Source organism: Bacteroides sp. L008, assembly GCF_040812255.1.
In the GTDB taxonomy this organism is placed as follows: Bacteria; Bacteroidota; Bacteroidia; order Bacteroidales; family Bacteroidaceae; genus Bacteroides; species Bacteroides vicugnae.
This window is the reverse complement of record NZ_JBFNXO010000001.1, coordinates 1,043,525-1,059,343: the sequence shown is the minus strand read 5'-3', so window position 1 is coordinate 1,059,343 and position 15,819 is coordinate 1,043,525. Positions and strand designations below refer to the sequence as shown.

The window sequence follows — 15,819 nt, the reverse complement described above, 5'->3', positions numbered from 1 at the left end:
TCGTTCTTTTTTATTGAATATCCAACGCATCAAAAGCAAGTCCTTCCATATTTTCTGCTGAAAGTTCAACTTTATAATGTCCGGCATTGATAAAGGTTCCGGTAGTGGTGCTCATCATCTTCCATTTATCCGGTGTCTCCGGGAAGGTCAATACATCCTCTTTCAATACCACCCCTTTCGAATCTATGAACTTCATTAGGACAGGCATTGGTTTTCCGGAAGTATTCATATACTTAAAGCGAAGAGCATACACTTGAGCCAATCCGGTAGAAACATTCCATTCAATGCTGTTCCCTTTTCCTTTGCCAAAGAACACTCCTGTCTGTTTACGATGTTCCTTCTTCTGATAGTTACCTTTCAATGTAGCAGCTTCCGCTTCATAGGCTACACTGACACGGGCGTTCTTGTCTTCAGGAAGCAACTCTTTCGGAGTCTTTTCCATCACTTCTTTATCTGCCTTTTCCCAACTCCAATCGGATGCAGGGAATACCGTCGGTTTCAGTTCCATATTTGTGGAAGCAATAGCAATGCCCGAAATTAAGGCTTGACCTGCTTTCACTTCCGGGAAATTAATTCTTAACATTCCCCCTTTAACTGTGGCATATACCACCTTCTTGCAAACTCCGTCATGACCGCTTTCTGCCCAGATATCCAAGTCGTCTAATACGACAGAATCATTCACGGCAACATCGAATATACGCAGTCCTTCACAGTCGGTGAAAGCACTTCCACCTGTGCCATGCCAGGGTTCTGTGAAATACAGTTCAATACGATATGTTCCATCTGCCACAGGGAAACGAACTTCCAACTGATGACGTCCGAAACGGAAATGCTGGAATAACTTCCAGTCACGAGTGCCATGAATCGGATCATTGGTAGTACGTTGGCTGGCAAGATATGGATTCAGATCTTTGAAGTTTTCCGCCCATGAATGGGAATAGTTCGTATTGTCCTGCAACCACAACTGTCCGAAACTATCCGTATAATCATCTCCTCCGCAATTAAGACGATATAGATAATTATATCCTGCCTCTCCTTTTAATATCTTTTTATCATCCTGATAAAAAAGTTCGAAGTTGGGAGCCTGTTCCAAACCCTTGAACACTATTAAGTCTTCCGCTACCGGTTTACCTTTATAATATCCCACAGCACGAAGTACGTTATAACGAATATCCCGGTTTTCCCACATAAAATGAGTACCCGTTCCGTTGTTCTTTTTACGTCCGAGGAAGGTTGCCTTTTCATTTGTCATATCATTGTAAAGCAACACTGAATCACAATTACTGTAAGCCTCTATAGTAGCACGGCGACGTCCTTTCTCAAAACGGTCGGTCCATGTATGGGATACGAGATAGACCATCGGATCTTTGGCTGCGGAAACATAGTTGGCACGATACATATAATACACATCCAACGGTTCTTCCCATGGAGTAACCAATCCTTTGTAATTGAACGGACCGACTTTATCTATTTTGCGATATGCTTCATCCGGTTGGCGGCGTCCGGGATTGTCGTGGCTGCTGTATATCCACTGAAACTGTCCGCAAACACTGTCTTTAACCTGCTCCGCCAAGCGGATTTTGGTTTCCATCAGCTGACACATACGGTCTTCACTCCACACTCCATTCACTTGGAAATCTTCCGGTTCCGTATGCAAACCGATGCTTCTCCATGCTCCATATTCCCCATTCAATAATTGGTTAACTTGAGAAAGTTCCCGACCATATTTAGTCACATCTCCCCCATACGTACCGCTCCAATTCTGAATCACATTCCAGTCTGTACCTTCGCCGCCATTACAAGTTGTAATGACACGCATTGTCTTTGCAGTCGGGTCCATCTCACGAATAATATCACTGTATTCCTGTGCAAATTCACGAGGTAAAGTACTTTCATTCTGTAATCCCCACATTACCACTGAAGGAGAATTGCGACGTTCTTTCACCCATTGACGAAGTAACTTCTTGAAGTTCTCGCGAAACTCCGGAGTATCATACCATACATGAGCAGATAATTGTGTCCAGAAGAGGACTCCCTCTTCATCCCAATACTTCTGATAGTCGAGATGATGGGGCTGGTGAGCATCCCGGAATGCATTGAACCCGGCCGCACGTATCTGTTTTACTCTTGCAGCCACCTGTTCATTGCTGAATGCATGGCTCTGTCCGAACTGATGTTCGTACTCGCATACCCCATTAATAAACACCGGTTTTCCGTTCAGGTAAAAACGTCCGTCTCCATCATTCCGTTTGACCGGCCAGCTAATGGTACGGATACCAAACGGTGTTGAAATCTCATCCGTAGTTTTTGCATCACGTTTAATCATACTGGCAAGTTTATAGAGATATGGATTTTCTGTATCCCACAAAACAGGTTTCTCGACAGGAGCTTGCTGGCGAACGACTTTCATTTCTCCCGGAGCCAAAGTTACTTTCTCAACCAAACGGAAAACTTGTTTTCCATCGGCATTACTTAGTTTATTGACCAACTCTATCGTTTCTGTTGCCTTACCATAATTCTTAACCTCCGTTTCAACAAATACGTTAGCAGCCTTTTCATCATTCCAGATGTGTACACCAAAAGGTTCTATACGAATTTCATCGGTCACCTCCAGCACCACAGGACGGAAAATACCGAAGGGCTGTGACCCCTCACTGAATCCCCATTCCGACGAACATCCACCACATACCCAAGGCATATCGGCAATCATTTCCGGATGCTCGGCTTTTACTTCCAGGCGATTTATTCCCTGCTTCATTGCATCTGTAACGTCCAAGGTTAATGTAGTACGTCCAACAGGGTGACGACCGAAGTCCGTTCCGTTTACTTTAATGGTAGCGTATGTACCTACTCCATCAAAACGAAGGAAATATCGTTTCCCGGATTTTATATCGGCGGTGAAGTCTTTCACATACATGGCAGTTCCATGCATATTTCCATGTGTCAACTGGCGATATCCATAATAATCATCCCAATTATGAGGGATATTCACCGTCTTTGCAGGCATTCTGAAATTACCTTTCAAATGAGTAGCCTCTGTAATCCAGGTTTTCCAACCCTCAGTCAATGTAGTGATTAACCGACGATTTTTAATTTCCGGTTTCGGAAAGCGAACCGCCGAACGTCCCATCGGCTTACTAGTAGCGATGGCAATGCCACGTTGCTCTGCGTTGTTTACTGCACAATAAAAATGATAAACCACTCCATCATGCTTTACCACATAACTCTTATGAGCAAACAATTCATCGTAGTTCTTGGAAGGGATGACCAGATCGGCTCCTTTCCAGTCAGTCCAGTTCACCAAATCATAGCTGGCGGCAAACGTATTGAATGCCTTATATTTACGCGAAGGCTCAAAAGCAGAGAAATAGAACATCACATACACATCACCCATCTTCTGGATATGTGCATCTCCTGTAATTGTTCCATCCGCTTCATGCGCAAAGACTGGATTTCCCGGATAACGTTTCCAGGTCTTCATATCCTTGGAAAGAGCGATGCCGACACGTTCTCCTTTTAAATCCGTTTCCGGATGACGACCGCCTGCATTATAATACATCACAAACGGGGTGCCTAATGTTTTATCCTTATCCCAATAAACAGTACTCTTATATTGAGTCAGTTTCTCCCACCATTGGGCATCTTTATCATGGATGCTCAAGATCGGTTTGTCCAGAGATTCCCATTCGTGGGCAGTGGAAATATCTTCTTTTGTTGATGCCAGTCCGATGTAAAGCGGAGCTTTCACTGCTTCGTAGCCGGTGCCTTCGCCACCGATATACGTCATCCAATGGCGGCCTTTATAAGTTTGAAGTTCATAGCTTCCACCCCATTCCATATCCGGTAATGCAGGAAAGCCGCCACGCTGGTTACAGTCCCATTTCCCATCCCGGTAAGAAAGAATTCGTCCCAAAGTACGCCATTCAAGCAAATTGTCGCTTTCCGCTATCCATGTCTCGTATCCGCGTCCGTCCGTTCCACTTTTACCGTTATAGACAACGTAGGTCATCAACCACTTGTCTCCCTGACGGAAAACGGTAGGGCAATCGATCTTATGATGATTGTCTGCCGGTGCGATGGCAAGACCGTACTTATACGGTGTCTTCACTTCCTCATAAATCTGCTCCATCCGTTCCTGCGGAACTTCGCGTTGCGCATACAGAGAGAAAGTAGTGGTTATACTAAAAACAGCCAGCAATAACTTCTTCATGATATTTTTCATCTATAATCATTCATATAATGATGTTCATAATTAGTTTATATGATAATTTAGGCACGGATTACACGGAATTCACTGTCTTTAGTGTTGTCATTATTGCAAAACAACCGCGTTAATCCGTGTAATCCGTGCCTAAAAAGATAGCAATTGATTAGTGGTAAGGACTTAGTAAAATAACCAATCCATTGTTTCTTCATCCCCGGCAAGTCCGGCATTACGCACCTTCATATCTGCAGCAGTAAATCCTAGTACTTGCAGATAACCTTTGGGTAACATCAGCGTATGCTTTCCGGCCGGAAAACTATATGCATGTATATTTGCCAAAGGCATTCCGTTGATACGGACAGCATTCGTCAACACAGGTTCCGCCTGACCGTAATCATTGGCTGATGCATCGATTTCCAGTTTCGGAGCCTTTGCATACTTTTTCTGGTCATCTTTGAAATAGGCTACTAATAATTTCACCGGAGCATCTGTTTCGAAAGTGATACTCGTACCTTTCTCTCTCTGCTCGTTTCCATTGAAACGAAGCGCTTTCATTCCCTTCAATTCAGGGGCTACTGCTTCTATCTTACCCGGAAGATCGACAAATAAAGAAGTGCCCTCCTCCACTTTCACTGCCGGATAATTAGAAATCAGTTTTACGTTTGCAGGAGCCCAGGCAGCAATCTCTACAGTTTCAGCCACCGCATTTCCATTCTGTTTTTCTTTCAACAGGACGAGATTAGCTTTGAAGTTCTCCAATTCTTTTTCGTAGTGTACCAGCAATTCTTTCCAAGTCTTATTCTTTCCATCATCTCCACCGATAGGAATACGACGTTGAGCTGTCTGCATACTGTTGGCATACAAATAATGTTCGTCTGTCAATTCCACTAATTTACGATAATGCTCCAGGCTTTGTTCCATCAAAGGAATGGCTTCTTCAAGGTTTTTGATGTCTTTGCCCCATTGATAATCCAATACCAGCTTGGCAGCTTTCACTTTCAGGTTGAACGCATACGCAAATTCACGATAACAATGCATATCATTTTGTAAACGGGAAAATTCGTCCTTATTTGAAGATACGGAGGCGGCCGCCTTATCAATAGCCGCTACTGCCTTATCCCCGTGCTCTATTACTTGAGCAACAATATCCAAAGGCATTTCACCTACATGAGGTTGCTTTTTCCATTCTTTCTCTACATATTCTATCAGCTTCTCCCCTTCCGGTCCGCAACTTTCATAGAATCCCGGATAGATGGTATATTTATATGGATTGACAAGTTGACTCATAAACATACCCAGCAATAATGTCTGGCGATTTCCCTCTGTGATACCGAAACGACGCAATAGCTTCGGAGCAATCTCACCACTTTCTTCATAAGCTACGCGGATATTGCTTGCATTTTCGTCAGATGTTCCGTAGAATTTGCCTAACTGATGATTCCAGTACCCCATTTCATCTGTACGATCTCGGTGGCAGTTCCATGCATAACGTCCCCATGTCTGATACCAAATCCAGTCACGATCCAATTGGAACTCACGTTCGTTGTTCGGTAATTTATCAGCCGTATAGGGCCAATCCCAATAGGAAGCTTGCGGATAAAGATGTAGTGCATTGGCACCGTGTACATTGTGCATGGCAGTTACCGCTTTCTGTACGAAATCCGGAGAGCCCCAGCGAAACGGTTCCAGATTGGCCAGGATATGTACGTTACTGATATGAATGGAACCCAATGAGCTCAAATCCGTATGTATTTTCGACCAGGGGCCACGAGGTTCGTAAGTTGTCAACGATTCACCATTATATTTATGCATCGTATAAAGATTCTTATAATGCGGCAATGCAGCATCCATCACCAGTTTACAGTCCGTGTCGTGTGCACGCAACAAAAGAGGCGGTTCATCCGTACGTCCCAATGCCTGTAATCCGTCTTTCACTCCCGGAATAATTGTTTTTGTAAACCATTCCACATCATCTTCTACCGTACACATCGCTTCACCCAGACAAACAAGTAGTCCTACATTGGGATATTTTTCTATAAACGCGGCAATACTCTTGCGTGTATAATCGGCAATCAAAGGAGTAATAGGACGATTACGATCCTGTGTTTTCAGCCCGTAATGTTCAGCAAAAGGTTTGGAAAGAATAATATTATAAAACATCTGTATCACAAAGATACCGCGTTTGTCCGCTTCTTCTGTGAGGAAAGAGAACATTTCTTCATTCTTTTTGAATGTTTCTTCATCTACTTCCAGTGCAAACGGATAATCTTCCAGTTTCACCAATGAAGCAAACGGATGTCCATTCCAGAGATACAGTGAATTCATGCGATTGGCAACCAGCATATCCAAGTATTTAATCCACTGTTCTTTATCATAAAACCAAGGGAAACTTTCCGGAGTATACGGATATTCATATACACCATGTCCCGGCAGGTAGGTCATCTTCTGTAATCCTACACAAGCCCCACGCAATACCATTTCAGGAGCGTCTTTCAATTCCTCCGGGAAATTCAACCGACCATCCGAGTCATTCACACGGTCTATCAGTTCGCGACATCCGTAAATGACGCCACTCCCATCCCTGCCGAACACTCTGGTCAGGTTACCGGTCGTCGAAATATGAAAACCTTCTTTCTTGAGTGTCGTGTCATTCACTTCCGTCAGCAAGATTGTTTTGATTTCGGCGTCGGAGAATGTTGTGTCTCCCTGTTGCATCATTACCTGATAACCGGCTTTATCCAAGGTAGCCTGTAACTGCTCCGCACCAAACAAAACACGATTTGACGCATCCGGCGGAGTCATAATCTTCACGGTTTGCCTGCCACACGCTGCTAAAAAAAGTGTGCATGCCGCAAACATGAATAATCTGGTATTTTTCATTCTTCTGATATATATTATAGATTATATAATTCACTTCCTAACTAAGAAGAAGACGAAATAATCCCCTGTTTGTACTCATTTGTCTCTTTTTCCACTTTTCGGCACCAGACTGCCATTTTCCTCCCGCGATGATACACAAACGCCTCATTATTTAAAAGTTATACTTATCTTTGCCAGCTAGTGTCTTAGAATATAAAAACAGAAAACAAGAGCAGACAATATGAAAGAACAAACAAATTATGACTATGAAAAATACGTTCAGATAGCACAAATGGCCAAAATGGGATGGTGGGAGTCAGATTTGAAGAATCAAGAATATATCTGCTCTGACTTTATTGTAGACTTACTCGGTCTTAAAAGTAACCGTATCAGTTTCACCGAATTCCATCAAAGAATACGTGAAGACCATCGGCTACGTCTTAAAAACGAATACCTGTCCTTATCCAATTTACAGACTTACGAACAAATGTTTCCTATCCGGGCAAAAGACGGGGAAATTTGGGTGTACTCCAAAATCAGTTTCCAGAAGCCTGATAAAGAGGGATACAGGAATATGACCGGCTTTCTACAATATATTGACAGACCTATCGATAATTCAAATGGAAACATTGATTTCCTTCAAGTCAGCAGTTTGCTCTATCAGCAGAATAATATTTCATATTCATTGCTTGCGTTTCTGCAATGTGATGATGTGACTCAAGTGATTAACGAGACATTAGGAGATCTCCTCAAACAGTTTCAGGGTGATCGTATTTATATCTTCGAAATAAACAGAAAAAAACAACGCCAGGACTGTACTTATGAAGCCACAGCCGAAGGCATCTCCAAAGAACAGGATTTCTTAAGTAATATCCCTTGGGACCCGTCTACTTGGTGGAATCATCAGATAGCCGAAAGAAGGGCAATTATCCTGAACACTCTGGATGACATGCCAAAAGAAGCAGAAGAATATCGCCGTACATTAGAAATGCAGGATATTAAATCACTGATGGTAGTCCCTTTAATATCCAAAGAAGAAGTATGGGGCTACATGGGAATCGATATGGTAAGAACACAACGAAGCTGGAGCAATGTGGATTATCAATGCTTCTCCTCCCTCGCAAATATTATCAGTATTTGCATCGGATTACGGAAATCGGAGTTGCAGGCCAAAGAAGATCGTATTGCTTTGGACAACAGCGAAAAGATATTGAGAAACATCTACAAGAATCTTCCAGCAGGTGTCGAACTTTACGATAAAGACGGTTATCTGGTAGACATCAATGATAAAGAACTTGAAATATTTGGTTTATCTGACAAAAATGAGGCCTTAGGAGTCAACTTGTTCAACAATCCTAATATTCCTTCAGAGATAAAAGAAAAATTGAAAGCTAAAGAAGATGTAAATTTCTCCATCAATTATGATTTCTCAAAAATAAATCAGTATGTAGACACTCATAGGGAAGGGATTATCAATCTTACTACTAAAGTTACCGCTCTCTATGATTCTCAAAACCGATTTATCAACTATCTATTTATCAATATAGATACGACAGAGACAACCAATGCATACACTAAGATACAGGAATTTGAAAATCTGTTTCTCCTGATCGGTGATTATGCCAAGGTAGGGTTTGCCCATTTCAATGTACAGACAAGAGACGGGTATGCCCAGGATACATGGTACAGGAATTTGGGAGAAAAGGAAGGTATTCCTATGCCGGAGGTTATCGGAGTATATGCTCATGTGGTTCCTGAAGATCAGGCGGTTCTGAAGAACTTTGTACGCGAAGTGAAAGAAGGAAAAGCAACCAGTTTGCGCAAAGAAGTTCGTGTCTGCAGAGAAAATGGTAAATATACATGGACCAGTATTAATGTAATGGTCAGAGATTACCGTCCGCAAGACGGCGTTATTGAGATGCTATGTATCAATTACGACATCACGCCTTTGAAAGAGACTGAACAGAAATTGATTATTGCCCGCGATAAAGCGGAAGAACTGGATCGCCTGAAGTCGGCTTTTCTGGCCAATATGAGTCATGAGATTCGTACTCCTCTCAATGCTATTGTTGGCTTTTCCAGCCTTCTGGCAGAAACGGACAGCAGAAGCGAACGGCAGGAATATATCAAAATCGTACAAGAGAATAATGAACTTCTTTTGCAACTGATATCGGACATTCTCGATCTTTCGAAAATTGAAGCCGGAACATTTAATTTTGTATATACCAATGTAGATGTAAACGAGACTTGCTCTGAAATCATCAAATCAATGGGCATGAAAGTGGGTAAAGGCGTTGAACTGATTTTTGAGGAGATATTGCCGGAATGTTATATTTACGCAGATAAGAATAGATTCACCCAAGTAATCAGTAACTTTATAAATAATGCATTAAAGTTCACCCAGCAAGGCAGTATCACCCTAGGATATGAACAAGTATCTCATCAGAAAATAAAATTCTATGTGCGCGACACCGGAATGGGAATACCGGAAGAAAAGCAAAAGAGCGTATTTGAACGTTTTGTGAAGCTGAATACCTTTGTTCAGGGTACAGGTTTGGGACTTTCTATTTGCAAAAGCATCGTCTCTCAAATGGGAGGAGAAATTGGCGTGGATTCGACCGAAGGAGTAGGCTCCTGCTTCTGGTTTACACACCCGTACCACGCTGCTGACTAGACTGACTATATATGAGAGAGAGGCATTCTGTGAATGATGGTTAGTACTAATAATGAATGGCCTCCAACAAGAATCGGCTGCAGGATCCCGCAGCCGATTCTCTTTTACCACTCTCCTTTTCCTTTTTCCAGCGGAATATTATCACAAAAATGTATACTGGCGTGTGTCCCATCGCAGAAAGGTTTATTGGACAACTGTCCACAACGACACAAATGAACAGGATTCTCCGATGTTTCAAAATGTTTTCCTTTCTGATATACTCAGGAAGAACCTTCTGCATCCGGCATAATGATACGCGTTAAAAAGTGAATTAAATACGTTAACCTTTATTACTAACTCTTCGACGTTCAAAAAAGTTTCTTTCATTCGAGGTTTTATAATAGTGAATTAAACCAAAAGTGGCAGGTGTGACAGAGGAATTGCAACTTATTACTTTTTTATTTCTTCTTCTAAATTTTCTAATAAAAAAAATTGCGAATGTTATAAATCCTCTGTCACACCTGTCACTTCTTCATCGGTTCTTTTCAAAAGACAGCGGGAAACTTGAAAAACACAATCGTCTTTTTCAAATTTCCCGCCACGTTTTAAAGAAACCTAAAATCAGTTTAGCTCCTTATTAATCTGCAGTTTACAAAAGTAATACCCATAAATTTTCATTCCATATTATCTGTTTTAGGTCTTAAAAGGTACAATTGTAATCCTAGTGCAAGCGCAACTACAATACTTAGCATGGCAAATCCTTCACCTAAACTTCCTCCATCTGTCCATTTTCCCAGTAATTGAGTTACGGCTGCTCCTGCAAAGACTCCTGTCATATTCATAATTCCATACGCTGTTCCCCTATATTTAGCAGAAACAAACTGGCATAAAATAGGCATATTATTAGCATCAAAAATACCAAAACCAACGCCAAACAGCAATCCCGCACCTATGACACTGACAAACCCATGTCCGAAACCTAGCAACAATAAGGCGGGAATTGTCATCCCCAGTCCGATGGCTCCCGTATACACACGTCCACGAATATTCTTCAGCACCCATCTATCTGACAAAAATCCACCAAGTATCACTCCGACAAATGAAGACAAAGCAATGGTAATCGTTGATATAGGTCCTGCCTGCGACATCGGAATATCCAGGTTCTCGGCAAATAGAGTCGGCAACCAGTTCTTTGTGGCCCAGCCGGGTAAACTCGGAGCCGCAAAATAAAACAATATCACCCAAAAAGAAATATTAGAAAATAGCAGTAATAACCCTTTCCCTATCGAATCGCCTTTGCTAACACCACTTACAACCACTTTTTCTATTTTCATCCGAATAGGATTCTCATGCAAGAAGAAGATAAGGACTACAGAATAAGCAATACCGACGATTCCAAACCAATGGAAAGTGCTCTGCCAGGAAAAAGCAGCCGCAGCTGTAGCACCAAACCCGCCAATAGCCTGACCGACATATAGTCCGGTCATATGTACTCCAATAGCTAACGAGCGTGATTTATCCTGATGCCAATCGGCAATCAGCGATAAAGCGGAAGGAATATACAATGCTTCACTAACCCCCATCACAGCACGCAAACCATATAATTGTTCGAATGACGTTGCATATCCCATCAGGAAAGTCACGGCAGACCAAACAAATAAACTCCCGACGATTAGCCATTTACGACTGATCCTGTCTGCTATGATACCGGCAACCGGACTCATAAAGCCATATATCCAAAGAAATACAGCCATCAACGCGCCGAAAGCTTCTGCTTTTGTCAGTTCTACAATATCTATTTTCATTGCTTCCTGCATTGTAGAAAGCATTTGTCTATCCATGTAGTTGAGCAACGCTACTACCCAAAGCAACGCAACTACTACCCATGGATAAATATTTTTATTTTTCATGGTAGTTGTATTTAAAAGATTTTTGAGACTGTTTTTTTAGACTCTTACTTTGGCTATCAGTTTGCGTATCCAGCCTTTACCGATAGCCGGAGCGTGGGGGTCTTCCGGGTATACAATGACGAATTGTCCGGGTAAGAGATTGATGAAAGTCGTGGGAACATCACCATAGAGAGCACAATCGCTCTTTTTATCATAAGCTTGCCTTTCCACTTTTAATTCTTCAAGGGCTTTCCAACCAATGGTTTCTGTACCTTCAAGTAAGATGTGCACGTCTATATAATCATGATGCAGTTCTAACAAACGTTTCCCTTCAGCAATACATTCAGGATAGATGTTATTGACAATCAGGTTATCACCATCCAGTCTGATAGTTCCCAGTTCTTCGTGTAGCAGGTCATGTGATTTCACATAATCGAAAAGTTGCTTGAACAACGGGTGAAGTTTCTCCACCCGTTGGCTATGTTGTAAATTGGATACAATCATTTTATTTCTTTTTTTGTTTCAGACATTATTTCCTCACAAAGCATATATCCTTTTGTCATCATGCGGGGAATATGGAAAGGACCTTTAAATAAATTTCCCTTTGCCGGTTGGGCTACCGTACCATCCCGGTGAAGATAACCATACCACTCTCCATATTCTTTATCCGGGAAATGGGTATAGGTCCATTCACTGATTTGCTGATGCATTTCCAAGTACTTATCTTCTTTCGTTATCAGATAGGCATAGAGAGTAGCGATAATTGCTTCTGTTTGCGGCCACCAAAATTTCATGTCTTGAGCATAATCTTGCGAGGGAAGATTTTTGCAATCTTTGAAATTAATAATGCCACCAAATTCTTTATCCCAGCCCCACTCCCATGACCAGTCTAAAATCTGCAATCCCAGTTTTTCTATCTCTTTATCTTCACCTCGCAATTTTGCTTCCTCCAATAGGAACCAGGCTGTTTCAATACAATGTCCGGGATTGATGGTACGCCCCATATTAGTATCTATAAACTCACCGTTCGGTCCTACTGTTTCCAATAAGGCTTTAAATTCGGGATGCAAGAAATCATTTTTTAATTGAGCGATAGATTCATCAATCTGCAGTGTCAGACATTCGTCCTGAATAGCTTCCCGAATCCGGGAAGCTACATTTATCAGTATCATGGTGATGGAATGTCCTTTCATGGGAAGTGTATCCAGATATTTAGGTGCTAACAATCCGGGAGTTTGCAGAAAATACTGCATACGTTTGAACAGTTCGAGCGCTTTTACTGCATAAGTTCTATCTCCTGATGCAATGGAGTATTCGGACATCGCTATGGCTGCAAATGATTCGGAAAAGATGTAACGCCGCTTGCGTAAAGGTCGTCCGTCTGCTGTTACCTCAAAGTACATGTGCCCGTTCGTATCAAAGCAATGCTTCTCTATGAAGTCAAGCGTGCTTTTGGCTGCATGTAACCATGCCGGGTTCTTTTCGATATGATTATAGGCATAAGAACAAGTAAAAGCAAAACGTCCCTGAAACCAAACGGATTTTGTGGTATCCATCAATGTGCCGTTGCGGTCTACGCAAGTATATAAACCGCCATTCACTGTGTCCAATCCATGTTCCATCCAAAAGGACATGATATTATTCTGCATATCATTCTTGTAGGTATCCGCCCAATGCTGTATATATTCACTTATATTCTTCATACTTTCTTCCTATTAGAATTTATTACAACGATCGAAGAAATGTATTTCTTCCAGTTCCGCTTTCATCTGTTTTTCTTCCTCAACAGTCATATTTTGGAAAGGAGTACGGTTACCGCCCAAATCAAGGCCAATCAGCTTCATGATGCGTTTACCGCCAACAATATTTCCACGGAAATGACAGATAACGTTAATCACTTCCTGCGAGAAGTTTTGCAGTTCACGGGCCTTCTCCAGTTCGCCAGCTTTCCATGCATCAATAATTCCTACCAGGTTTATGCCATTATAATTGGTTGTCCCACCAATTCCCCCTTGTGCACCTCCCATTGCCAGGCAAGGAAGAATCGTTTCATCCTGTCCATGAAGCATATCAAACTTACCATCTTTATATAAGCGGCATTGATTGTATTCATACAGACTTTCGAAAGTATATTTAATGCCTGCAAAATTAGGAATACGGTTCTCAACAGCTTTCAGGAAAGCAAGCATCGGCAAAAATGCTCCGTTAAATGCAGGAATATGATAATAGTAGAATGGAAGTTCCGGTGCTCCGGCGGCAATTTCTTCGCAGTACTTTACCAGTTCTTCTATCCGTCCGATTTTAGGGAAAGGAGGTGCCATAGCACCAATTCCCCAAGCTCCGATTTTCTGTGCGTGTTCTGCCAACATCCGACTCGACTTTGCACAGCAACTACCCACGTGCACAATCACTTTAAAATCTTTCGGTGCAACTTCCATCCAGCGTTCCGCCAGTTTCATCCGTTCTTCATCGGTCAGCATATAGCCTTCTCCGGAGGAGCCATTGATAAAAACACCTTTCAAACCATTTTTTATAAGCAATTTTGCATATGCCTCGATAGGTTCATAATTTACTTCTCCATTTTCATAAAACGGAGTAAAAGGGGCATTGATTAATCCTATAATCTTTTCCATCATATAATTTTTTAAGTTCAATATATTTAGTTATTTCTCTATTTAATTCACGGGGACATCTATCCCCTTGTCCGATAAGCCCGGTCCGCCACCGCTTGTGTAACCACAACTTTCACCTGTTTGCCATGCGGAAATCCAAAATGAATATAAATCGGCTTTATTCAGATAAAACTTTAACCGAATCATTCTTTCCTTTAAAGATTCCAGTTCCGAATGCTTCTTCCATGAAATCATTAGTTTTGTCTTATCCGTATTTTTTATCTGTGTGCAATCCTTTTTTGTGAATCCTTCCAGAGGTTGCCCGTTTTCTTCTAAGACTTCCACCGCTAAAGTTCCTTTCACATCTGCATTGACAAACAGGTATTTTCCATCTTTCGGAATCAGAGTTCTTACTATCACATAGCCTTCTTTCTTTTCCGATCTCATAGAGACAAAGCCATCCCGACGGAGTGTTGCCAATCCGGTGGCAAAGTTCGAATCATGCTTGGGTTTGCTATTATAGCGTCCACTGACATAGAAATAAAGAGAGTCTCCCACAATGAGAGGATTGCCCGCAGTGGATTGCACATTACCAGCATTCCATGCATGAAAATCTTCACTTACCGGAAGGAAAGCAGTTTTGTTCTCCCGGTTCCAATGGAAACCGTCTTTGCTCCAGCCTATCAATACTTCATTTCTTTTTTGAATATTCAAACTGTCGCAAATATTATTCTCCGGTCCTTGCCAAACTGTAAAATATCCCAGCATATATCCTTCATAGGGCATTGCTTCATGGTTATATATCTGTGGACGCAATTCCGAAAATTGAGGATGACGCGGGTCATCGTCGTCGGCATGAAACCAATACCGGATAAATTTGTCACTTTGGTTATCATATACCCTGTGTGCCAGACTAACCAACATTTCCGGGTCTTCGTGTTCCAAATAATTACGTGAACGACGGTAAATGTCATTTATTGTTTTCAACGATAAAATATACTTGCCGCGGAACGGATCATAATAAGCCGCACAGCGGTCGTACAGTTCACCTGAAAGTGCTTGGGGAGCACTCCAGTGAATCCCATCGGAAGAATATTTGAGTTTCATACTGACAGTGGAGCGATTATTAAATTCTACAACAAACATTTTATAACGTTTGGCAGAATCTTTCTCAAATTTGTCTAGCAATACCGAAACGCAATCATGTTCCAGCGTATCCACTATATTTGTGCCCGGAACAATAGTAAGTTCCGGCTTTATCCAGTTCTTTCCGTCCGAAGACTCTGCGTAGCAGGTGACAAGTCCTAATAACTTGCCACCACCGGCAGAATACCACATCTTAAACTTCCGATCCGTTTCATCATACCATACCCCGCCGCTGAAAGGAGCGGCATAGGGGTCTCCGTTTATATTCAGTTCCCATTTCTTATCGGCTTTCAGAACAGGATTACCTGAATAATAAAGAGGAAGATGATGTATTCGTTGGAGATCTGTTTTCTCAATTTCTATCGTATCTACAAAAAGTATGCGGCCAGGTTGTCCTTTTATCAACCCTGCATATACGAAGGATAAGAGAATGACCAATGATAAATATCTCTTCAT

At 41.9% G+C, this 15,819-nt stretch carries 8 protein-coding genes and 1 pseudogene; 1 reads left to right on the top strand and 8 read right to left on the bottom strand.

The annotated features are described in order from the left end of the window. Positions 1–10: 10 nt before the first annotated feature. Both AB3G73_RS04245 and AB3G73_RS04240 read right to left on the bottom strand, forming a co-directional pair. Positions 11–4,210: a malectin domain-containing carbohydrate-binding protein gene (locus tag AB3G73_RS04245; RefSeq protein ID WP_367743061.1), complete on the bottom strand. Its 4,200-nt coding sequence runs from the start codon at positions 4,208–4,210 to the stop codon at positions 11–13. 174 nt (positions 4,211–4,384) lie between these two features. Beyond that, entirely contained in the window at positions 4,385–7,084 is a 2,700-nt protein-coding gene (locus AB3G73_RS04240; protein WP_367743060.1) for a hypothetical protein, read from the bottom strand. Between the two features lie 220 nt (positions 7,085–7,304). On the opposite strand from AB3G73_RS04240, the gene AB3G73_RS04235 reads away from it, so the two are divergent. After that, complete coding sequence (locus AB3G73_RS04235; protein WP_367743058.1) at positions 7,305–9,737, top strand: ATP-binding protein; 2,433 nt, start codon at positions 7,305–7,307, stop codon at positions 9,735–9,737. A gap of 104 nt (positions 9,738–9,841) precedes the next feature. Here AB3G73_RS04235 and AB3G73_RS04230 read toward each other — a convergent pair. The 6 genes and pseudogenes from AB3G73_RS04230 to AB3G73_RS04205 all read right to left on the bottom strand — a co-directional run. Continuing rightward, positions 9,842–9,979 (bottom strand): annotated as a pseudogene (locus tag AB3G73_RS04230) (CDGSH iron-sulfur domain-containing protein); the annotation flags it as partial. A 411-nt stretch (positions 9,980–10,390) separates the two neighbouring features. Then, complete coding sequence (locus AB3G73_RS04225) at positions 10,391–11,626, bottom strand: MFS transporter (protein ID WP_195650325.1); 1,236 nt, start codon at positions 11,624–11,626, stop codon at positions 10,391–10,393. Positions 11,627–11,662: 36 nt separating this feature from the next. After that, positions 11,663–12,109, bottom strand: coding sequence for a YhcH/YjgK/YiaL family protein (locus AB3G73_RS04220; RefSeq protein WP_007760210.1), 447 nt, complete (start codon positions 12,107–12,109; stop codon positions 11,663–11,665). Then, positions 12,106–13,308, bottom strand: a complete 1,203-nt coding sequence (locus tag AB3G73_RS04215) for an AGE family epimerase/isomerase (protein WP_259022917.1) — start codon at positions 13,306–13,308, stop codon at positions 12,106–12,108. Before AB3G73_RS04215 ends, AB3G73_RS04220 begins: the two co-directional genes overlap by 4 nt. Before the next feature lie 12 nt (positions 13,309–13,320). Further along, the gene (locus tag AB3G73_RS04210) at positions 13,321–14,238 is read right to left on the bottom strand and encodes a dihydrodipicolinate synthase family protein (RefSeq protein ID WP_259022916.1); all 918 of its coding nucleotides are present in this window, start codon (positions 14,236–14,238) and stop codon (positions 13,321–13,323) included. 42 nt (positions 14,239–14,280) lie between these two features. After that, the gene (locus tag AB3G73_RS04205; protein WP_259022915.1) at positions 14,281–15,819 is read right to left on the bottom strand and encodes a hypothetical protein; all 1,539 of its coding nucleotides are present in this window, start codon (positions 15,817–15,819) and stop codon (positions 14,281–14,283) included.

What these genes read in the sequence shown, in the direction of transcription:
- AB3G73_RS04245 (WP_367743061.1), bottom strand. Translation starts at nt 4,210, where the DNA reads ATGAAGAAGTTATTGCTGGCTGTTTTTAGTATAACCACTACTTTCTCT.
- AB3G73_RS04240 (WP_367743060.1), bottom strand. Translation starts at nt 7,084, where the DNA reads ATGAAAAATACCAGATTATTCATGTTTGCGGCATGCACACTTTTTTTA.
- AB3G73_RS04235 (WP_367743058.1), top strand. Translation starts at nt 7,305, where the DNA reads ATGAAAGAACAAACAAATTATGACTATGAAAAATACGTTCAGATAGCA.
- AB3G73_RS04225 (WP_195650325.1), bottom strand. Translation starts at nt 11,626, where the DNA reads ATGAAAAATAAAAATATTTATCCATGGGTAGTAGTTGCGTTGCTTTGG.
- AB3G73_RS04220 (WP_007760210.1), bottom strand. Translation starts at nt 12,109, where the DNA reads ATGATTGTATCCAATTTACAACATAGCCAACGGGTGGAGAAACTTCAC.
- AB3G73_RS04215 (WP_259022917.1), bottom strand. Translation starts at nt 13,308, where the DNA reads ATGAAGAATATAAGTGAATATATACAGCATTGGGCGGATACCTACAAG.
- AB3G73_RS04210 (WP_259022916.1), bottom strand. Translation starts at nt 14,238, where the DNA reads ATGGAAAAGATTATAGGATTAATCAATGCCCCTTTTACTCCGTTTTAT.
- AB3G73_RS04205 (WP_259022915.1), bottom strand. Translation starts at nt 15,819, where the DNA reads ATGAAGAGATATTTATCATTGGTCATTCTCTTATCCTTCGTATATGCA.